The sequence below is a fragment of the Micromonospora sp. AB353 genome (assembly GCF_049538395.1).
GTDB classification, from domain to species: Bacteria; Actinomycetota; Actinomycetes; order Mycobacteriales; family Micromonosporaceae; genus Micromonospora; species Micromonospora aurantiaca.
Window position 1 is genome coordinate 1 of sequence record NZ_JBMVFV010000026.1, and the last position, 19,729, is coordinate 19,729.

Sequence of the window (19,729 nt, forward strand, 5' to 3'; positions counted from 1 at the left end):
CGGCGCACCGGGCGGCGGCCCGGCCGCCCCGGACACGACCGCGACGTCCCGCCACATCGTCCCGGTCGGTTCGGCGTGCGCGCCGACCTCCTGCAACGCCTCGACCGCGTACGAGAGCGGAAGAGCGTCGCTGATCGCCTGGAGCCAGCCGGCCATCTGGTCGCGCGGCACGAACAGGCCGCACAGCAGCAGTTGCGGCGCCACCACGACCGGCATGAACTGGACCGCCTGGAACTCGGTGCGGGCGAACGCCGAGCAGAACAACCCGAGCGCCACCGCGAGCACCGCGTTCACCCCGGCGATCAGCACGACCAGCCACGCGCTGCCCGCGGTCTCCAGCCCGAACACCCGGTACGCGACGAGCGAGGCGACAGTGGACTGGAGCACCCCGGCCAGGCCGAACGCGATGCCGTACCCGAACAGCAGGTCGAGCTTGCCCAGCGGCGTGGTGAGCAGTCGCTCCAGCGTTCCCGTGGTGCGCTCGCGGAGCATGGCGATGCTGGTCACGAGGAACATGATGATGAACGGGAAGAAGCCCAGCATGATCAGGGCCACCCGGTCGAACGTACTGGGCCCGCCGGGCGGGGCGGGCTGGTCGACGTACATGTAGTAGACGAGCGTGAGCAGCACCGACGGCACCACGACGAGCAGCGCCACGGTCCGCCGGTCGTGCCGGAGCTGGCGCAGGATGCGCCCGGTGGTGGCGGCCAGGATCCGTCCGTTCATCGCGCCTCTCCCTCGGCGTCGCGGATCAGGCGCAGGAACGCCTCTTCCAGGTCGTCGGTGCCGGTGGCGGCGCGGACCGCGGCCGGGGTGTCGTCGGCGACCAGCCGGCCCTCGCGGATCAGCAGCAGCCGGTCGCAGCGGGCGGCCTCGTCCATCACGTGGCTGGACACCAGCAGCGTGGTGCCGTTCGCGGCCATCGCGTGGAACCGGGCCCACAGGTCGGCCCGCAGCACCGGATCCTGGCCGACAGTGGGTTCGTCGAGGACGACGAGTTCCGGTTCGCCGACGAGCGCGCAGGCGAGCGAGGCGCGGCTGCGCTGACCGCCGGAGAGCGTGCCGACGAGCTGGTCGGCCGCCTCGGCGAGGCCGACGTCGGCCACCGCGCGGTCGGCCTCGGCGCGGCCCCGGCCCTGGAGCACCGCGAAGTAGCGGGCGTTCTCCCGCACCGTCAGGTCGGCGTAGACGCTCGGCGCCTGGGTCAGGTAGCCCACCCGGCGGCGCAGGTCGGCCGAGCCGGCCGGGCGGCCGAGCACGTCGACGGTGCCGGAGCCGACCGTCTGCACGCCGACCACCGCGCGCATCAGCGTGGTCTTGCCACTGCCGCTGGGCCCGAGCAGCCCGGTCACCGTGCCCCGGGGCACCGCGCAGCTGATGCCGTGCAGCACCCGCCGCCCGCCCCGGTCGACCACCAGCTCGCGGACCGACACCGCGTCGTCCATGCTCGCCTCCATCAATTCATCACCCGTTGAACTCAACGGTAGGTGAATTCCGTCGGCAGGGCAATGAGGGACTTGACTTCGAGTGCGCTCGAACTGGAAGCCTGGAGGGCGTGGACATCAGCACGCGGGAGATGAGCCTCACCGTGGGTGAGGCGGCGGAACGGGTCGGCCTGACCACCTACACGCTGCGCTGGTACGAGCAGGAGGGCCTGGTGGGCCGCGTCGGGCGGGACTCGTCCGGCCGCCGGCGCTACACCGAGTCCGACGTCAACTGGCTGTTCCTGCTCACCCGGCTGCGGCGCACCGGGATGCCGGTACGCGACATGCGCCGCTACGCCGAGCTGGCCCGGCACGGGGACAGCACGCTCGGCGCGCGGCGGGCGCTGTTCGAGACGCACCGGGCCCGCGTGCTGGCCCGGATGGCCGAGCTGGAGGAGGACCTGAAGGTCCTCGAACACAAGATCGACGCGTACCGCCGGGCGGAGGAGGAGTCGGGCTGACCGCGCCCGACGGCGGACAGGGAGTCCGGCACCGGAAGATCGGATCTCGGCACCATGACGCCGTGGGTCCAGCTCCGTTGCCCGAAAGCGGGTTCCTCGACGACTGGGCCGCCCGACTCCGGCAGGTCGCGGACCGGCCGGTCGTCGGGATCATGCTGCGCGGCAGCCACGCCCGGCGGGCCGCCACCGAGCACAGCGACGTCGACGTGGACGTGCTCGTCGCCGCCGACGACGGACGCGCCGCCGCCGGAGCCCGGCAGCCCACGTCCCGCCGCGGCACCCCGTACGCGGCCCGGCGGGCGTACCTGGCCGAGTTCGGCGGGCGCCTCGTGCACGTGTCGGTGGCCGCCCGCGACATCCGCTCCTGGGTGCGCCGCCTGGGCCAGCCCGCCGACTGGGCGTTCGGGCTCCCGGTCACCGCGCCCGCCCGGCTGCTCTGGGCCGCACCGGAATGGCGCCGCCGGATCGACCTGCCGGTGCTCTGCCAGCCCGCCGACGAACCGCGCCTGGAGGAGCTGATCGCGACGCTGGGCAAGGTCGCCGCGGCCCGGGAGGCCGACGACCCGGCCGGGGTCCGGCTCGCCGCGGCCGACCTGGCCCGGCTCTGCCCCTCGGTGCTGCGGCCGGCCAACCCGTCGGTACGCGTGGTGTCCCGCCGGGCCGCCCTGACCGCCGCGCTGGACCTGCCGGTCGCGCCGCCCGGCTACCGCGACGACATGCTGCTCTGCCTCGGCTCGCGCCCCGGCGACCCGGCCGAGGTCGGCGCCGCCGCCGGACGGCTGGTCACCGGCATCCTCCCGCTGATCCGCCCGTACGCCGACGAGATCGCCGCCACCCACGGCGCGGACCTGGCCGAGGCGCTCGTCGACGGCCGCGTGGACCGCTACCTCGCCCAGCTGGGCCGGGCGCTGGGGCCGGTGACGCCCGCCTCCCGGGACACGTCGGCGGTCCCCGGGCCGCGTGCGGGAGAATGGTCAACCGTGCCCGCCCCTGACGCGCCGCTGACCGGCGCCCCCACTCCCGGCCCGGCCCGGCCGTCCCGGCTCGACCCGGCCATCGCGGCCAAGCTCCGCCGCACCCCGGACGGCCTGGTCGCCGCCGTGGTCCGCGCCCATGACACGGGCGAGGTGCTGATGGTCGCCTGGATGGACGACGAGGCGCTGCACCGCACGCTCACCACCGGCCGGGCCACCTACTGGTCGCGCAGCCGTGGCGAGTACTGGGTCAAGGGCGCCACCTCCGGCAACCACCAGTACGTGCGCTCGGTGGCGCTCGACTGCGACGGCGACGCGCTGCTGGTCAGCGTGGAGCAGGTCGGCGCGGCCTGCCACACCGGGCAGCGCACCTGCTTCTTCACCGACCTGCCGGTCAGCTCCCCGGAGGTGACCCCGTGACCGACGGCACCGTCAGCCCGGACCGGACCACCTTCGCCGGCCTGGCCGCCCGCTGGCGGGTCGTACCGGTGACCCGGCGGCTGCTCGCCGACGCGGAGACACCGGTCGGGGTCTACCGCAAGCTGGCCGGCGGTCCCGGCACGTTCCTGCTGGAGTCCGCCGAACAGGGCGTCGGCTCGGCCGGCACCGCCTGGTCGCGCTACTCGTTCATCGGCGTCCGCAGCAGCGCCACGCTGACCGAGCGCGACGGCGCGGCGAGCTGGACCGGCACCCCGCCCGCCGGGGTGCCCACCGGCGGCGACCCGGTCACCGTGCTGCGGGAGACCGTCGCCGCGCTCGCCGGGCCGGGCTGGGATCCGGCCGGTGACATGCCGCCGCTGACCGGTGGCCTGGTCGGCTACCTCGCCTACGACCTGGTCCGCCGCTTCGAGCGCCTGCCCGAGCTGACCGAGGACGAGCTGGACGTACCCGAGCTGGGCATGATGCTCGCGACCGACCTGGTGGTCCTCGACCACTACGAGGGCTCGGCGATCCTGGTCGCCAACGCGGTGCTGCCGCCGCTCGACGACCCGGACCGGGCGGAGCTGGTGGAGGCCGCGTACCACCACGCCGTCGGCCGGCTCGACGCGATGACCAGCGCGCTGTCCCGACCGATTCCGCCCATGGTCTCGACAGTGGACCGGCCCGGCGTCGGCGAGGTGGTCAGCCGCACCCCCGAGGGCGGCTACCCGAAGGCGGTGGAGACGGCCAAGGAGGCGATCCGGGCCGGCGAGTGCTTCCAGATCGTGCTCAGCCAGCGCTTCGAGCGCCCCACCGACGCCGACCCCCTCGACGTCTACCGGGTGCTGCGCACCACCAACCCCAGCCCGTACATGTACCTGCTGCGCTTCGACGGCTTCGACATCGTCGGCTCGTCGCCGGAGGCGCACCTCAAGGTCAGCGCCGGCCCGGACGGGCGGCGACGGGCGCTGCTGCACCCGATCGCCGGCACCCGCCCGCGCGGCGGCTCCCCGGACGGCGACGCGAGGCTCGCCGCCGAGCTGCTCGCCGACCCCAAGGAACGCGCCGAGCACGTGATGCTCGTCGACCTGGGCCGCAACGACCTGGGCCGGGTGTGCCGGCCGGGCACCGTCGAGGTGCCCGAGTTCGCCACCATCGAGCGGTACAGCCACGTCATGCACATCGTCTCCACAGTCGTCGGCGAGCTGCGCGACGACCGCACCGCGTTCGACGCGCTGGCCGCGACGTTCCCCGCCGGGACGCTCAGCGGCGCGCCCAAGGTGCGGGCCATGGAGATCATCGAGGAGCTGGAGCCGGTCCGGCGCGGCGTCTACGGCGGCACCGTCGGCTACTTCGCCTTCGGCGGCGACCTGGACATGGCCATCGCGATCCGGACCGCGCTGATCCGTGACGGCCGCGCCTACGTGCAGGCCGGCGCCGGGATCGTGGCCGATTCCGACCCCGCCGCCGAGGACCGGGAGACGCGCAGCAAGGCCGCCGCCGTGCTCGCCGCCATCGCGGCCGCCGAGACGCTGCGGGCCGCCCGGTGAGCGCGCCCGGCACCACCGCGCCGGCGGCCCGCGGGCGGCGCGAACTCGCGTACGCGGTGCTGCTCTGCCTGGCCGGCGCGGGCCTGGCCTGCTGGGCGGTGACCCGGACCTGGGCGGTGGAGGCGACCCCCCGGGGGTCACTGCCGTCCGGGCGGGCCGGGCGCACCGGTACGGAGCTGCTGCCCTGGGTGCTGGCGCTGACCTACGTGGGGCTGGCCGGCGGTGGCGCGGTGCTCGCCACCCGGGGCCGGCTGCGCCGGCTGCTGGGTGTGCTGCTGGCCGGCGTCGGGCTGGCGGTGGCCGTCGGCGGCGGGATCGGCCTGACCGAGGCGGGGGTGAGCCGGCAGTGGCCGGCGCTGGTGCTCGCCGGTGGCCTGGCCCTGGCGGCCGGTGGCGCGTTCACCGCCCTGCGCGGGGACGGCTGGCCGGCGATGGGCGCCCGGTACGAGCGGCGGTCCGCTCCGGCGGACGAGCCCGGCCGGCCGGCGGTCGAACGTGGCACCCGGGACGCGTGGGACGCGCTGGACCGGGGCGAGGACCCGACGGTCAGCTGACCGGCTGCGCCTCGCGGGCGTCGCGCCGCTGCCGGGCCGCGGCCCGCGCGGCGGCCAGCTCGGCCACCAGCCGCTCCAGCTCACGGCGCTGGGCGGCGCGGGCCCGGTCGGCGCAGACGGCCTCCCAGGCGTTGCCGCGGGCGGTACGCGCCCGGCCGTCGCCGGCCACCGCGCGTTCGAGCGTGTCCACCACGCCGACGGCGAGGGAGGCGACGGTACGGGAGATGGTGGTCAAGCCGATGGTCTGGGTCGGCCCGTTGGCGCTCATGGTCACCCCATACGAGATCGTTGGCGACGGTCGGCAGCCGCCGGCGTCGAGTGTGCCCGACGACGATGCTTCCGGGCGGACGTTTCGCCGCCGTGAAGCACAGGTCAACGCTGTCGCACCGGGGACGACCTGGGCAGGGCCGGAGGTCCTTGAGCTTGGTCACAGCCCATCGCCGGGACCCGTCCTGCGGGCCCGGAACGATCGTGGTGAGATAGGGGATGGGTGACGGTCGATGCCAGCGGTGGCGCTGCGTGACATGGCGTTCACCGGAAGTCGGCCATCATGCCACAGCCCATGTCGTGAGGTGCGCCATACCCCCCGGCACTCGTCGCCAGGTGGCGCCCCCTAGCATCGGCCCATGACGCCCGGAGAGGGGAGTCCGTTGGTGACTGCTGAGCATGCGCACGCGGAGGGGGACGACGCCGGAGCGGCGCCGTCCGCAGGGGTGCTCGACGAGATCCTGGCCGGCGTGCGGGAGGACGTCGCCCGGCGCCAGGAGCAGGTTCCGCTGGAGCGGATCCGTGAGCTGGCCGCCGCCGCGCCGCCACCGCTGGACGCGTACGCGGCCCTGCGCCGCCCCGGCGTCGCGGTGATCGCCGAGGTGAAGCGCTCGTCGCCGTCCAAGGGGCGGCTGGCCGAGATCGCCGACCCGGCCGACCTGGCCGGTGACTACGCGGCCGGTGGCGCGCGGGCGATCAGCGTGCTCACCGAGGGCCGCTGGTTCGGCGGGTCGCTCGACGACCTGGCCGCCGTGCGGGCCGCGGTGAACGTGCCGGTGCTGCGCAAGGACTTCGTGGTCTCCAGCTACCAGGTGCACGAGGCCCGGGCGCACGGCGCCGACCTGGTGCTGCTGATCGTCGCCGCGCTGGAGCAGAACGCGCTGGTCGGGCTGCTGGAGCGGATCGAGTCGCTCGGCATGACCGCGCTGGTCGAGGTGCACACCGAGGAGGAGGCGGACCGCGCCCTGGAGGCCGGCGCGCAGGTCATCGGCGTGAACGCCCGCGACCTGCGTACCCTGGAGGTGGACCGCTCGGTGTTCGAGCGGATCGCGCCCGGCCTGCCCAGCAGCGTCGTCAAGATCGCCGAGTCCGGGGTGCGCGGTCCGCACGACCTGATCCGGTACGCCTCCGCCGGCGCCGACGCCGTGCTGGTGGGCGAGGGCCTGGTCACCCAGAAGAGCCCGCGCGAAGCGGTGGCCGAGCTGGTCAACGCCGGTAACCACCCGGCCACGCCCCGCCCGGTGCGCTGAGCCGCCGGGCACCCGACCCGAGAGGACGCCCGCGATGAGCGCCGCACCCGCAACCGGCCCGGTCCCCGACTCCGCCGGTCACTTCGGCCGGTTCGGCGGCCGGTTCGTCCCCGAGGCGCTCGTCGCCGCGCTCGACGAGCTGGACGCGGCGTACCGGAAGGCGATGGGCGACGAGGACTTCCTCGCCGAGTTCGACGCGCTGCTGCGCGACTACGCCGGCACGCCCTCGCTGCTCTACGAGGCCCGGCGGTTCTCCGCGCAGATCGGCGCGCGGGTCCTGCTCAAGCGCGAGGATCTCAACCACACCGGCGCGCACAAGGTCCGCAACGTGCTGGGCCAGGCGCTGCTCACCAAGCGGATGGGCAAGCGGCGGGTCATCGCGGAGACCGGTGCCGGCCAGCACGGCGTCGCCACCGCCACCGCCGCCGCCCTGTTCGACCTGGAATGCGTCGTCTACATGGGCCAGGTGGACACCGAGCGGCAGGCGCTCAACGTGGCCCGGATGCGGATGCTCGGCGCCACAGTCGTCCCGGTGACCACCGGCTCGCGCACGCTCAAGGACGCGATGAACGAGGCGATGCGGGACTGGGTCGCCAACGTCGAGGACACCCACTACCTGATCGGCACCGCCGCCGGGCCGCACCCGTTCCCGGAGATGGTCCGCGACTTCGTGCGCGGCATCGGCGAGGAGGCCCGCCGGCAGTGCCTGGACCTGACCGGCGCGCTGCCGGACGCGGTCGCGGCCTGCGTCGGCGGCGGCTCCAACGCGCTGGGCATCTTCCACGCGTTCGTGCCGGACGCCGGGGTCCGGCTCTACGGCTTCGAGGCCGGCGGCGAGGGCGTCGACACCGGGCGGCACGCCGCCAGCATCACCGGCGGCTCGTCCGGCGTGCTGCACGGCACCCGCACGTACGTCCTCCAGGACGCCGACGGGCAGACCATCGAGTCGCACTCGATCTCGGCCGGCCTGGACTACCCGGGCGTCGGCCCGGAGCACGCCTGGCTGCACGACACCGGCCGGGCTACCTACCTCCCCGTCACCGACGCCGACGCGATGGCCGCGTTCGAGCTGCTCTGCCGCACCGAGGGGATCATCCCGGCGATCGAGAGTGCGCACGCGCTCGCCGGTGCCCGCGCCATCGCGCCCCGGCTCGCCGAGGAACTGGGCCGGGAGCCGGTGATCGTGGTCAACCTGTCCGGGCGGGGCGACAAGGACGTGCACACCGCCGGCGCGTACTTCGGCATCCTCGACAAGGAGTGACAGCGTGAGCCGCATCGGGGTCGCCTTCGACAAGGCGCGGGCGGACGGGCGGGCGGTGCTGGTCGGCTGCATGCCGGCGGGCTTCCCGACCGTCGAGGGCAGCATCGCGGCCATGACGGCCATGGTCGAGGCGGGCGTGGACGTCATCGAGGTGGAGATCCCGTACTCCGACCCGGTGATGGACGGCCCGGTCATCCAGAAGGCGAGCGACATCGCGCTCGCCGGCGGGGTCCGCGTCGCGGACGCGCTGCGCGTGGTCGAGGCGGTCGCCGCGACCGGGGCGAGCGTGGTCACCATGACCTACTGGAACCCGATCGAGCAGTACGGCGTGGACGCGTTCGCCCGCGACATGGCCGCCGCCGGCGGTACCGGCCTGATCACGCCGGACCTGATCCCGGACGAGGCCGCCGAGTGGCTGGCCGCCTCCGACGCGCACGGCCTGGACCGCACGTTCCTGGTCTCGCCGTCGTCGACCGACGCGCGGCTGCGGATGACTGTCGAGCACTGCCGCGGCTTCGTCTACGCCACCGCGATCATGGGCGTCACCGGCGCCCGCGCGCAGACCTCCGAGGCGGCGCCGATCCTGGTCTCCCGGCTACGGGAGGTCACCGACATCCCGGTCGGCGTCGGGCTGGGCGTGGGCACCGGCGCGCAGGCCGCCACCGTCGCCGAGTACGCCGACGCGGTGATCGTGGGCAGCGCGCTGGTCCGCTGCGTGCTGGACGCCCCGGACCAGGCCGCCGGCCTGACCGCCCTGCGCAAGCTCAGCGCGGAGCTGGCCGACGGAGTCCGCAACCCCGCCCGCTGACGCCCGGGGTCCGCTCCGTCGCCACCCGCTTGATCGACTCCATTTCGCCGGGCTGGCGTGGTCCAGGACGCCGGGACACCGCCACTTCGCCGATCTGGTGTCGATCATGCGCGAGCGCGACCCGGCCGCCCGAGATCTTGGTACGAAACGGCCCTCATAGGGGCCGAAACGTACCAAGATCTTCAAGGTGTCCCGCGTGAGTGGGAGGGTGGTCAGCGGCTGCTGTCCGCACCACCCGCTTGATCGACTCCATTTCGCCGAGCTGGCGTGGTCCAGGACGCCGGGACACCGCCACCTCGCCGAACTGGTGTCGATCAAGCGAGCGAGCGGGCGGGCGGTCAGCGGCTACTGCTGTCGGCTTGCTCGGAGGCGCGCTGGCCGGGCGGGGCGGGCTGCCCGTCGCCGGGCTGTCCGTCGCCGGGTGGCGTGAGCGCGTCGGCGGTGGTCGTGTGCCGCAGCACGCCGGCGCGGCCGGCGAGCGCGTCCGCGATCGCCGCGCGCGTCGTGGGGGTCAGCACGTCGGGCAGCTCTTGCGGCGGCCACCACCGAGGCAGGCACCCGGTCGCCGGTTCGCCCGCCGGTCCGGCGTCGGCCGGTCCGGCGCGGAACACGTGCACCAGCACGTCCGGCCGCCCGCCGCAGCGCCCGGCCGGCGGCGCGGGCACCTGGGGGTCGGTGACCCGGTAGAGGCCGACCAGGTCGGCCGGCGCCACCGCCCAGCCGGTCTCGGCGCGGACCGCCCGGACGACGGCGTCCGCCGGGCTCTCGTCGTGACGCAGCCGCCCGCCCGGCAGGCCCCAGCGCCGGGCCCCCTCGGACCGGCGGCAGAGCAGCAGCCGGCCGGATGCGTCGGTGACGACAGCGGCGACCGCCCAGGTGAGCGGGCTCATGGACAAACAGCCTACGACCGTGCAAACCAGAAGTCATCCGACCCGTGCGGCAGGCGGCCCGGGGTGCCGCACACACAGTCCGCACCGGTACCGTGTGCACCCGTGACCCTCGCCCCGATGACCCCACTGGCGGCCATGCCCAGCCCCAGCACCGCCGTCTGGCAGCTCGGTCCGGTTCCGATCCGGGCGTACGCGCTCTGCATCATCCTCGGCATCGTGGTGGCCTGCGTGGTCACCGAGTACCGGCTGCGCCGCCGCGGTGTGGCGCCGGGCGCGGTGCTCGACATCGCCGTCTGGGCCGTGCCGGCGGGCATCATCGGCGCGCGGATCTACCACGTGATCACCTCGCCGGAGAAATACTTCGGCGCCGGCGGCGAGCCGATCAAGGCGCTCTACATCTGGGAGGGTGGCCTCGGCATCTGGGGCGCGGTGGCCGGTGGCGCGGTCGGCGCGTGGCTCGCCGCGCGGCAACTCGGCATCCCGCTCACCGTCGTCGCCGACGCGCTGGCGCCGGGCCTGCCCCTGGCGCAGGCCGTCGGCCGGCTGGGCAACTGGTTCAACAACGAGCTGTACGGCGGGCGGACCACGCTGCCGTGGGGCCTGGAAGTGCACGTCATGGATCCGGACAACCCGGGTCACGCGCTGCGCGACGACGCCGGCAACCCGGTGCTCCAGCCCGGGCTCTACCACCCGACGTTCCTCTACGAGGCGCTCTGGAACGTCGGCGTCGCCGCGCTGGTGCTGTTCCTCGACCGCAAGCTGCGGCTCGGCCGCGGCCGGGCGTTCGCGCTCTACGTGATGGGCTACACGGCGGGCCGGTTCTGGATCGAGCTGATGCGTACCGACGAGGCGAACCTGATCCTCGGCGTACGCCTCAACGTCTGGACCGCCGCGCTGGTCTTCCTCGGCGCGCTCGCCTACTTCATCCGGGTCCGGGGCCCGCGCGAATACCTGGTGCCGGTGGGCGAGCCGGCCCCCGTGGCCGGCCCGGCCGGTGACGTGTCCCAGGTCGACCTGTCCGCCCGGGAGGCCGCCGCACGGCCGGCCGCACCCGAGGGCTACCGGGTGGTGACCGAGGAACAGTTCGAGGCGTACCGGAAGACCGGCGAGCTGCCCCCGGAGCCGGCGGCGGACGACGAAGCGGCACGGGCCGAGCCCGTCGACGACGACGCCGCGACGGGCCGCACGGACGACGACGCCGCGACGGCCGAGCGGACGGACGGCGACGCCCCCGACGCCGGCACGGACCCGGAACGGGCGGACGCCGAGCGGACGAACGCCGGCCGGGCCGACGGCGGGCGCCCGGCGGACCGGGACAGCTGAGCGGGGGAGTCATGCGCAGCGCGGTGGTGGTCGGCGCCGGCCTCGGCGGAATGGCGGCGGCCGGTGTGCTGGCCCGGTCGGGCTGGCAGGTCACGCTGCTGGAACGCGCCGACCGGGTCCGCCCGGAGGCGACCGCCGTGGTGCTCTGGCCCAACGGGGTACGCGCGTTGCGCGCCCTCGGGCTGGGCGACGGGCTGGACGCGATCGCCACCCCGCTGCCCGACGGCGGTGTGCGCCGCCCGGACGGGCACTGGCTGGTGCAGGCCCGGTCCACGCCGGCCGAGCGGATGCCGGTGGTGGTGCACCGGGAGGACCTGCACGACGCGCTCATCGCCGGCCTCGGTGACCGGGTCGAACTACGTACCGGCGTGACAGTGCGGACGGTGCGCGCGGCCTCCGGCGAGCGCCCGGCGGTGGGCGACGGCCGGCACACCTACGAGGCGGACCTCGTGGTGGCCGCCGACGGCACCGACAGCGAGATCCGCCGGCACCTCGCCCCGGAGACCGCAGTGGTCAGCTCCGGCTGTGCCGCCTGGCGGGCCGTGATCCCCTGGTACCGGGCCCCGCAGCTGCCCGACGACCAGCCGGTGCACGGCGAGACGCTCGGCGCCGGCTACCGCTTCCTGGCCGCCTCGCTCGGCGAGCGGGGCACCGCGGGTGCCTCCCGCCGGGGCGGCGTCTACTGGGTCGCCACCGCCGCCGGCGCGCCCCGGCCGGAGCCTCCGGAGATCCAGCTGGCGCTGCTCAAGCGCTGGTTCGCGGGCTGGCCCGCGCCGATCGGCACGCTGCTGGAGGCGACCGACCCGGAGGACGTGGTCCAGCAGGAGATCCGCGAGCTGCGCCCGCTGCCGAAGTCGTACGGCTTCCCGGCCGGCCCGGGCGGCGTGGTGCTGCTCGGCGACGCCGCGCACGCGATGCCGCCGCACCTCGGGCAGGGCGCCTGCCTGGCGTTCGAGGACGCGGCGACGCTGGCCGGGCTGCTGCGGGAGTCGCGGCTGCCGGATGCGGTGACCGCGTACGACAGGTTGCGCCGCCCCCGCGCGGCCACGATGGTCCGGCAGACCCGGCGGATGTCGGCGGTCCTGCAGGCCCGGGGCCGGTTGGCGCTGCGCGCCCGGGACGCGGCGCTGGGCACGATCAGCCCGCGACTGCGCAACACCGCCGCCGCGGCGGCCGCCGCCTGGCAGCCGCCGTCCTGACCGTCCCGCCGCACTCGGCGGCGGTCCCGCGCGGCGGGTGGACCACGCCGATGCTCAGATGACGGCGGCGGGCTCGGCGATGCAGGCGGTGCCGATCCGGCGGAACCCGACCCGCAGGTAGACGCGGGCGATGTCCTCGCTGCCGGCGCTCAGGAAGATCAGGTCGGTGCCGGCGGCGCGTAGTTGCCGCGCGAGCGTGGCGGTCACCGCCGCGCCCAGCCCGCGCTGCCGCGCGGACGGCAGCGTGGCCACCCCGGCGATCTCCGCCACGTCGCCGACCCGCATCGCCATCCCGCTGGCGAGCGCGCCCTCGTCGGGTGTCTCGGCGAGCACCGAGATGCGCCGCCCGTCGGCGACCCGGGTCGCCTCCTCCTCCAGCGCCGCCACGTCCAGCTGGGCGAGGCCGGCGTCCCGCTCGGCCGGTCCGGCGTCGCCGCGCGCGGTGCCGCCGTTGGCGAAGCCGACCGCCGCGACCGCCCGGCGCAGCGCGATGTCCGCCGCGAAGCCGGGGTCGCCGGGGTCCAGCACCCGCACCGGTACGTCGCTGAACGTCCCCGGATCGGGCAGGCGCTCCGGCTCCAGCAGCATCAGCGGCGCCTCCAGCACGCTGAGCCCGGCCGAGCGGGCCACCGCCAGCAGGTCGGGCTGGTGTTCGTGCACCCACTCGAACGCCTCGGGCAGGCCCAGTTCGCGCTGCCGGGCGCGGACCGCCGTCACGTCGGCGAGCGTGGGCGCGTCGGTGGCGTCGAGCCGGGGGCGGGCGTAGAACGGCCATCCGGCACCGTCGCGGACGAACAGCACCAGGGCACCGTGATCCTCGGTCCGGGCCCCGTCGCGGGGCACCGCGTCGTAGAACCGCTCCAACCGGGCGAGTACGTCAGCGCGCGCGAGATCCACCGCGCGAGACTACACGTCCCAGCATCTGGAAGTGTGATCAATCTGAACTGGCCTTGTGCCGGAAGCCCTAACGTAGACTCAATAAACCGCAGAGGGCCGACGTCGTCCCCATCATGATCCATCCTGAGTGACGACAGGAGGCCCGGTGGCCTTTCCGTACCCTCACAGCCCGCAGTCGGCCCCGCGGACGACCGGGCTCTACGACCCCGCGTACGAGCACGACGCCTGCGGCGTGGCCTTCGTGGCCGACCTGCACGGGCGGCGCTCGCACCAGGTCGTCGCGAACGGCCTCGGAGCGCTGTGCCGGCTGGACCACCGGGGCGCCCGGGGCGCGGAGCACAACACCGGGGACGGCGCCGGCATCATGATCCAGGTGCCGGACGCGTTCCTGCGCGCCACCGTCGACTTCCCGCTGCCCCCGGCCGGTCAGTACGCCACCGGCCTGGTGTTCCTGCCCGACGACGACGCGGCCGAGGCCCGTGCCCGCCAGGTGGTGGACAAGTACGCGCTGGTCGAGGGCGCCGACGTGCTCGGCTGGCGCGAGGTGCCGACCGACCCGTCCGGCCTGGGGGAGACCGCGCTCGCGGCGATGCCCCGGGTCCGGCAGTTGTTCGTGGCCGCGCACCGGCTGACCGACTCGCCGGCCGGACCGGCCGGCTCCCCGCTGACCGGGCTCGACCTGGACCGGGTGGCGTGCTGCCTGCGCAAGCAGGTCGAGCGGGAGACCGCCGAGCGGGGCGTGCCGGCGTACTTCCCGTCGCTGTCCGGCCGCACCATGGTGTGGAAGGGCATGCTCACCCCGGACCAGCTCCCGGCGTTCTATCCGGAGCTGACCGACGAGCGGGTGGTCAGCGCCATCGCCCTGGTGCACTCGCGCTTCTCCACGAACACGTTCCCGTCCTGGCCGCTGGCGCACCCGTACCGGTTCATCGCGCACAACGGCGAGATCAACACGATCCGCGGCAACCGGAACTGGATGCAGGCCCGCGAGGCGCTGCTCCGGAGCCCGAGCATCCCGGGCAACATCCGCCGGGTCTTCCCGGTGTGCACGCCGGCGGCGTCCGACTCGGCCAACTTCGACGAGGTGCTCGAACTGCTGCACCTGGCCGGGCGGAGCCTGCCGCACGCGGTGCTCATGATGATCCCCGAGGCGTGGGAGAACGACCCGGACATGCGCGCCGACAAGCGCGCGTTCTACCGCTTCCACGCCAGCCTGATGGAGCCGTGGGACGGCCCGGCGTCGGTCGCGTTCACCGACGGCGAGATCGTCGGCGCGGTGCTGGACCGCAACGGCCTGCGGCCGGGCCGCTGGTGGCACACCGCCGACGGCCTGGTGGTGCTCGGCAGCGAGGCGGGCGTGCTCGACCTGGACCCGGCCACCGTGGTCGCCAAGGGCCGCCTCCAGCCGGGCAAGATGTTCCTCGTCGACACCGTCAACGGCCGGATCGTCTCCGACGACGAGATCAAGACCGAGCTGGCCGCCGAGCAGCCGTACCAGGAGTGGCTGCACGCCGGCCTGATCGAGCTGGACGACCTGCCGCCGCGCGAGCACACCGTCTACACCCACGACTCGGTACGCCGCCGCCAGCAGACGTTCGGCTACACCGAGGAGGAGCTGAAGATCCTGCTCGGCCCGATGGCCCGCAGCGGCGCCGAGCCGATCGGCTCGATGGGCACGGACACCCCGATCGCCCCGCTGTCCACCCGGCCACGGCTGCTCTACGACTACTTCCATCAGCTCTTCGCGCAGGTCACCAACCCGCCGCTGGACGCCATCCGGGAGGAACTGGTGACCAGCCTGGCGTCCACCATCGGGCCGGAGGGCAACCTGCTCGACCCGGGCCCCGCGAGCTGCCGGCAGATCGTGCTGCCGTACCCGGTGATCGACAACGACGAGCTGGCCAAGATCCTCTCCATCGACGAGGACGGCGACCTGCCCGGCTTCAAGGCGGTCCGGGTCTCCGGGCTCTACCGCCTGCGCGACGGCGGCGCCGGCATCAAGGCGCGGCTGACCGAGATCTGCCGGCACGTCTCCGAGGCGATCGAGGACGGCGTCCGCATCCTGGTGCTCTCCGACCGGGACTCCAACGCCGACCTGGCCCCGATCCCGTCGCTGCTGCTCACCGCCGCGGTGCACCAGCACCTGGTCCGCGAGCAGACCCGCACCCAGGTGGCGCTGATCGTCGAGTCCGGCGACTGCCGCGAGGTGCACCACGCGGCCGTGCTGATCGGGTACGGCGCGGCGGCGGTCAACCCGTACCTGGCCTTCGAGTCGGTGGAGGACATGATCTCCACCGGCGTGCTGGCCGGCGTCGACCGGGTGAAGGCGGTCCGCAACTACGTCAAGGCGCTCGGCAAGGGCGTCCTGAAGATCATGTCCAAGATGGGCATCTCGACCGTGTCGTCGTACTGCGGCGCGCAGGTGTTCGAGGCGGTTGGCCTGGACACCCGCCTGGTCCACAGGTACTTCCGCGGCACGCCGAGCACCATCGGCGGCATCGGCCTGAACGAGATCCACGCCGAGGTGGCGGCCCGGCACGCGCGGGCCTGGCCGGCGCCGGGCGCGCAGGCCACCGACCGGCTGGAGGTCGGCGGCGAGTACCAGTGGCGCCGCGAGGGCGAGCTGCACCTGTTCAACCCGGAGACGGTCTTCCTGCTCCAGCACGCCACCCGCAGTCGCCAGTACGACGTGTTCCGGCAGTACACCGCGAAGGTCGACGAGCTGGCCGCGCAGGCGGGCTCGCTGCGCGGGCTGTTCACGCTGCGCACCGGCGTGCGCCCGGCGGTGCCGCTGGACGAGGTCGAGCCGGCCGCCGAGATCGTCAAGCGCTTCGCCACCGGCGCCATGTCGTACGGGTCGATCTCGGCGGAGGCGCACGAGACGCTCGCCATCGCGATGAACCGGCTCGGCGGCAAGTCCAACACCGGTGAGGGCGGCGAGGACGTCGAGCGGCTGCACGACCCGGCGCGGCGCTCCGCGGTCAAGCAGATCGCCAGCGGCCGGTTCGGCGTGACAAGCGAATACCTCGTCAACGCCGACGACCTCCAGATCAAGATGGCGCAGGGCGCGAAGCCCGGCGAGGGCGGGCAGCTACCCGGCAACAAGGTCTGGCCGTGGATCGCCCGCACCCGGCACGCCACCCCCGGCGTCGGCCTGATCTCCCCGCCGCCGCACCACGACATCTACTCCATCGAGGACCTCGCCCAGCTCGTCCACGACCTGAAGTGCGTCAACCCGGCCGCCCGGGTGCACGTCAAGCTGGTCAGCGAGGTGGGCGTGGGTACCGTCGCGGCGGGCGTGGCCAAGCTCAAGGCCGACGTCATCCTGATCTCCGGGCACGACGGCGGCACCGGCGCGTCCCCGCTCAACTCGCTCAAGCACGCCGGCACCCCGTGGGAGCTGGGCCTGGCCGAGGCGCAGCAGACGCTGCTGCTCAACAAGCTGCGCGACCGGGTGACGGTGCAGGTCGACGGCCAGCTCAAGACCGGCCGGGACGTGCTGATCGCGGCGCTGCTCGGCGCCGAGGAGTTCGGCTTCGCCACCGCGCCGCTGATCGTCGAGGGCTGCGTGATGATGCGGGTGTGCCACCTGGACACCTGTCCGGTCGGCATCGCCACCCAGAACCCGGTGCTGCGCGAGCGCTTCACCGGCAAGCCGGAGTTCGTGGAGAACTTCTTCCTCTTCCTCGCCGAGGAGGTCCGCGGCTACCTGGCCGAGCTGGGCTTCCGCAGCATCGACGAGGCGATCGGCCACACCGAGCTGCTCGACGTGGCCGGCGCGATCGACCACTGGAAGGGCCACGGGCTCGACCTGAGCCGCGTGCTGCACCTGCCGGAGCTGCCCGAGGGCGCGGCCCGCCGGGGCGTACGCGCCCAGGACCACGGCCTCGACGCGGCGCTGGACAACCGGCTCATCGAGCTGGCCGGGCCGGCGCTGCGCGACAGTACCCCGGTCCGGGTCGAGGTCGAGGTCCGCAACGAGCACCGCAGCGTCGGCGCGATGCTCGGCGGCGAGGTGACCCGCCGCTTCGGCGGCGACGGGCTGCCCGACGACACGATCGAGTTCCGGCTGCGCGGCACCGCCGGCCAGTCGTTCGGCGCGTTCCTGCCGCGCGGGGTCACGCTGCGCCTGTACGGCGACGCCAACGACTACGTCGGCAAGGGACTGTCCGGCGGCCGAATCGTGGTCCGGCCGGACGCCGACGCGCCGTTCGTCGGCGTGGACGCCACGCCGGGCCGCCGCGCCGAGGACCAGATCATCGCCGGCAACACCATCCTGTACGGCGCCACCGGCGGCGAGGTCTACCTGCGCGGCCGGGTGGGGGAGCGGTTCGCGGTGCGCAACTCCGGCGCGGTCGCGGTGGTCGAGGGCCTCGGCGACCACGGCTGCGAGTACATGACCGGCGGCACCGTCGTGGTGCTCGGGCCGACCGGGCGCAACTTCGCCGCCGGCATGTCCGGTGGCACCGCGTTCGTGCACCGGCTCGACCAGCGGCTGGTGAACGCCGAGCTGGTCGACCTGTCGCCGCTGCGCGACGAGGAACGCGACCGGCTGCACGAGCTGGTCCAGCGGCACTTCGCCGAGACGGACTCGGCCGTCGCCGAGGACCTGCTCAAGCGCTGGCCGCAGGCGGTGGAGGAGTTCACCGCAGTGGTGCCCCGCGACTACCGCCGGGTCATGGAGATCATGCGGGCCGCCGAAGCCGCCGGCCGAGACGTCGACGACGCGGTGATGAGCGCGCTCAGCGTGCCGTCGGCCGCGCCGGTACCGCCCGCGCCCCGGGCGGTCGCCCAGGAGGTGGCTCGTGCCTGACCCGAACGGTTTCCTGCGCTACGACCGGCGGCTGCCGGCCCGCCGTCCGGTGCCGGTGCGCATCTCCGACTGGCGGGAGGTCTACCCGCCGGCCGGTGAGGAGCTGATCCGCGAGCAGGCCACCCGGTGCATGGACTGCGGCATCCCGTTCTGCCACGACGGCTGCCCGCTGGGCAACCGCATCCCGGACTGGAACGACCTGGTCCGCACCGGCAACTGGGACGCCGCCGTGGAGTCGCTGCACGCCACCAACAACTTCCCCGAGTTCACCGGCCGGCTCTGCCCGGCGCCGTGCGAGGCGGCCTGCGTGCTCGGCCTCGGCGGCCAGCAGCCGGTCACCATCAAGCAGGTCGAGGTGGAGATCGCCGACGCCGCCGTGGCCCGCGACGGCCTGCGGCCCCGGCCCGCGTCCGCCCCGACCGGGCGGTCGGTGGCGGTGGTCGGCTCCGGCCCGGCCGGGCTGGCCGCCGCGCAGCAGCTCGCCCGCGCCGGCCACACGGTCACCGTGTACGAGCGCGACGACGCGATCGGCGGCCTGCTCCGCTACGGCATCCCCGACTTCAAGCTGGAGAAGCAGCACATCGACAAGCGGCTGGCCCAGCTCACCGCCGAGGGTGTGCGGTTCCGGACCGGCGTCGAGGTCGGCGTCGACGTGACCGCCGAGCAGTTGCGCGCCGAGCACGACGCGGTGCTGCTTGCTTGCGGCGCGTTGCAGGGCCGGGACACCCCGGAGACGCCCGGCCGGGCGCTGCGCGGCGTGCACCAGGCGATGGCGCACCTGGTCGCCGCGAACCGGGTGGTGGCCGCCGCCGGGGACGGGCGGCCCGCGCTCGCCACGCTGCCCGACGGTACGCCGATCGACGCCGCCGGCAAGCACGTGGTGATCATCGGTGGTGGCGACACCGCCGCCGACTGCCTCGGTGTGGCGCACCGGCAGGGCGCGGCCGGCGTCCACCAGCTCGACCTCTACCCGGAGCCGCCGACGGAGCGGGACGCGGCCCGGGATCCGTGGCCGACCTGGCCGTGGGTGCTGCGTAACTACCCGGCGCACGAGGAGGGCGGCGAGCGGGTGTTCGCCGTCGCGGTGCAGGAGTTCGTGGACGACGGCACCGGCCGGGTCCGCGCGGTCCGGATCGCCGAGGTGACAGTGGAGAAGGTGGACGGTCGCCGCATCGTCACCCCGCTACCCGGCTCCGAGCGGGAGATCCCGGCCGACCTGGTGCTGCTCGCCATCGGCTTCGAGGGCACCGAGGAACAGCCGCTGCTGGCCCAGTTCGGGGTGACCCGCAACCGCCGGGGCGCGATCGACTCCGGCCCCGACTGGCAGGCCGCCGACGGTGTCTTCGTCGCCGGTGACATGCACCGGGGCGCCTCGCTGATCGTCTGGGCGATCGCCGAGGGACGCGCCGCCGCGGCGGCGATCCACGCGTACCTGGGCGGCGTGGGCGAGCTGCCCGCCCCCGTCGATCCGGCCCGCCAGCCGCTCGCCGCCAGGTGAAAGGAAGGGCCCCTTCTTAACGCCTCAGGTAGAGGAGGGGGCCCTTCTTAACACCCGCCGTCGCCCGCGCGGCCGTCCGG

At 74.6% G+C, this 19,729-nt stretch carries 16 protein-coding genes and 1 pseudogene; 12 read left to right on the forward strand and 5 right to left on the reverse strand.

What is annotated here, in order from left to right:
• On the reverse strand, positions 1-726 hold a 726-nt coding region (locus tag ACPCK6_RS13640), incomplete at its 3' end, for an ABC transporter permease (RefSeq protein WP_423481289.1).
• Positions 723-1,445 (reverse strand): ABC transporter ATP-binding protein, encoded by a 723-nt coding sequence (locus ACPCK6_RS13645; RefSeq protein ID WP_396882257.1) that lies wholly within the window; start codon positions 1,443-1,445, stop codon positions 723-725. The genes ACPCK6_RS13640 and ACPCK6_RS13645, both read right to left, overlap by 4 nt.
• A gap of 110 nt (positions 1,446-1,555) precedes the next feature.
• On the opposite strand from ACPCK6_RS13645, the gene ACPCK6_RS13650 reads away from it, so the two are divergent.
• The 5 genes and pseudogenes from ACPCK6_RS13650 (at position 1,556) to ACPCK6_RS13670 (ending at position 5,443) form a co-directional block, all read left to right on the forward strand.
• Entirely contained in the window at positions 1,556-1,945 is a 390-nt protein-coding gene (locus ACPCK6_RS13650; protein WP_423481290.1) for a MerR family transcriptional regulator, read from the forward strand.
• Between the two features lie 152 nt (positions 1,946-2,097).
• Positions 2,098-2,733 (forward strand): annotated as a pseudogene (locus ACPCK6_RS13655) (phosphoribosyl-AMP cyclohydrolase); the annotation flags it as partial.
• A gap of 192 nt (positions 2,734-2,925) precedes the next feature.
• A complete protein-coding gene (hisI, locus tag ACPCK6_RS13660) occupies positions 2,926-3,339 on the forward strand; it encodes a phosphoribosyl-AMP cyclohydrolase (protein WP_366622266.1) in 414 nt (137 codons plus the stop codon).
• Complete coding sequence (locus tag ACPCK6_RS13665; RefSeq protein ID WP_423481291.1) at positions 3,336-4,889, forward strand: anthranilate synthase component I; 1,554 nt, start codon at positions 3,336-3,338, stop codon at positions 4,887-4,889. Before hisI ends, ACPCK6_RS13665 begins: the two co-directional genes overlap by 4 nt.
• A complete protein-coding gene (locus tag ACPCK6_RS13670) occupies positions 4,886-5,443 on the forward strand; it encodes a Trp biosynthesis-associated membrane protein (RefSeq protein WP_423481292.1) in 558 nt (185 codons plus the stop codon). Before ACPCK6_RS13665 ends, ACPCK6_RS13670 begins: the two co-directional genes overlap by 4 nt.
• On the opposite strand, the gene ACPCK6_RS13675 is transcribed toward ACPCK6_RS13670, so the two are convergent.
• Positions 5,436-5,711: a hypothetical protein gene (locus ACPCK6_RS13675; protein ID WP_194801254.1), complete on the reverse strand. Its 276-nt coding sequence runs from the start codon at positions 5,709-5,711 to the stop codon at positions 5,436-5,438. The two genes, ACPCK6_RS13670 and ACPCK6_RS13675, sit on opposite strands and share 8 nt — an antisense overlap.
• 445 nt (positions 5,712-6,156) lie before the next feature.
• Here ACPCK6_RS13675 and trpC point away from each other — a divergent pair, with 445 nt between their 5' ends.
• Genes trpC through trpA form a run of 3 tightly spaced genes read left to right on the forward strand, consistent with a single transcriptional unit; the run spans position 6,157 to position 9,029 of the window.
• Positions 6,157-6,960 carry an indole-3-glycerol phosphate synthase TrpC gene (trpC, locus tag ACPCK6_RS13680; RefSeq protein ID WP_194801305.1) on the forward strand — a complete coding sequence of 268 codons (804 nt, stop codon included), beginning with the start codon at positions 6,157-6,159 and terminating at the stop codon, positions 6,958-6,960.
• A gap of 34 nt (positions 6,961-6,994) precedes the next feature.
• Positions 6,995-8,221 (forward strand): tryptophan synthase subunit beta, encoded by a 1,227-nt coding sequence (trpB, locus tag ACPCK6_RS13685; RefSeq protein ID WP_396882253.1) that lies wholly within the window; start codon positions 6,995-6,997, stop codon positions 8,219-8,221.
• A 4-nt stretch (positions 8,222-8,225) separates the two neighbouring features.
• Positions 8,226-9,029 (forward strand): tryptophan synthase subunit alpha, encoded by an 804-nt coding sequence (gene trpA / locus ACPCK6_RS13690; protein ID WP_423481293.1) that lies wholly within the window; start codon positions 8,226-8,228, stop codon positions 9,027-9,029.
• Between the two features lie 338 nt (positions 9,030-9,367).
• Here the strand turns inward: trpA and ACPCK6_RS13695 are convergent, their stop codons facing one another.
• Positions 9,368-9,919 carry an NUDIX hydrolase gene (locus ACPCK6_RS13695; protein ID WP_396882251.1) on the reverse strand — a complete coding sequence of 184 codons (552 nt, stop codon included), beginning with the start codon at positions 9,917-9,919 and terminating at the stop codon, positions 9,368-9,370.
• A gap of 102 nt (positions 9,920-10,021) precedes the next feature.
• Here ACPCK6_RS13695 and lgt point away from each other — a divergent pair, with 102 nt between their 5' ends.
• Together lgt and ACPCK6_RS13705 are read left to right on the forward strand one after the other, a co-directional pair.
• Positions 10,022-11,242, forward strand: coding sequence for a prolipoprotein diacylglyceryl transferase (lgt, locus tag ACPCK6_RS13700; RefSeq protein WP_423481294.1), 1,221 nt, complete (start codon positions 10,022-10,024; stop codon positions 11,240-11,242).
• An 11-nt stretch (positions 11,243-11,253) separates the two neighbouring features.
• Complete coding sequence (locus ACPCK6_RS13705) at positions 11,254-12,441, forward strand: FAD-dependent oxidoreductase (protein ID WP_318334886.1); 1,188 nt, start codon at positions 11,254-11,256, stop codon at positions 12,439-12,441.
• Between the two features lie 54 nt (positions 12,442-12,495).
• Here the strand turns inward: ACPCK6_RS13705 and ACPCK6_RS13710 are convergent, their stop codons facing one another.
• Positions 12,496-13,338, reverse strand: coding sequence for a GNAT family N-acetyltransferase (locus ACPCK6_RS13710; RefSeq protein ID WP_318334885.1), 843 nt, complete (start codon positions 13,336-13,338; stop codon positions 12,496-12,498).
• Between the two features lie 145 nt (positions 13,339-13,483).
• Here ACPCK6_RS13710 and gltB point away from each other — a divergent pair, with 145 nt between their 5' ends.
• Entirely contained in the window at positions 13,484-18,151 is a 4,668-nt protein-coding gene (gltB, locus tag ACPCK6_RS13715; RefSeq protein ID WP_423481295.1) for a glutamate synthase large subunit, read from the forward strand.
• Positions 18,144-19,649, forward strand: coding sequence for a glutamate synthase subunit beta (locus ACPCK6_RS13720; RefSeq protein WP_396882247.1), 1,506 nt, complete (start codon positions 18,144-18,146; stop codon positions 19,647-19,649). Before gltB ends, ACPCK6_RS13720 begins: the two co-directional genes overlap by 8 nt.
• The last annotated feature ends 80 nt before the right edge of the window (positions 19,650-19,729 follow it).

Excerpts from the sequence above, each read along its gene's own strand:
- ACPCK6_RS13675 (WP_194801254.1), bottom strand. The coding sequence starts at position 5,711 with ATGAGCGCCAACGGGCCGACCCAGACCATCGGCTTGACCACCATCTCC.
- ACPCK6_RS13705 (WP_318334886.1), top strand. The coding sequence starts at position 11,254 with ATGCGCAGCGCGGTGGTGGTCGGCGCCGGCCTCGGCGGAATGGCGGCG.
- ACPCK6_RS13645 (WP_396882257.1), bottom strand. The coding sequence starts at position 1,445 with ATGGACGACGCGGTGTCGGTCCGCGAGCTGGTGGTCGACCGGGGCGGG.
- ACPCK6_RS13695 (WP_396882251.1), bottom strand. The coding sequence starts at position 9,919 with ATGAGCCCGCTCACCTGGGCGGTCGCCGCTGTCGTCACCGACGCATCC.
- trpB (WP_396882253.1), top strand. The coding sequence starts at position 6,995 with ATGAGCGCCGCACCCGCAACCGGCCCGGTCCCCGACTCCGCCGGTCAC.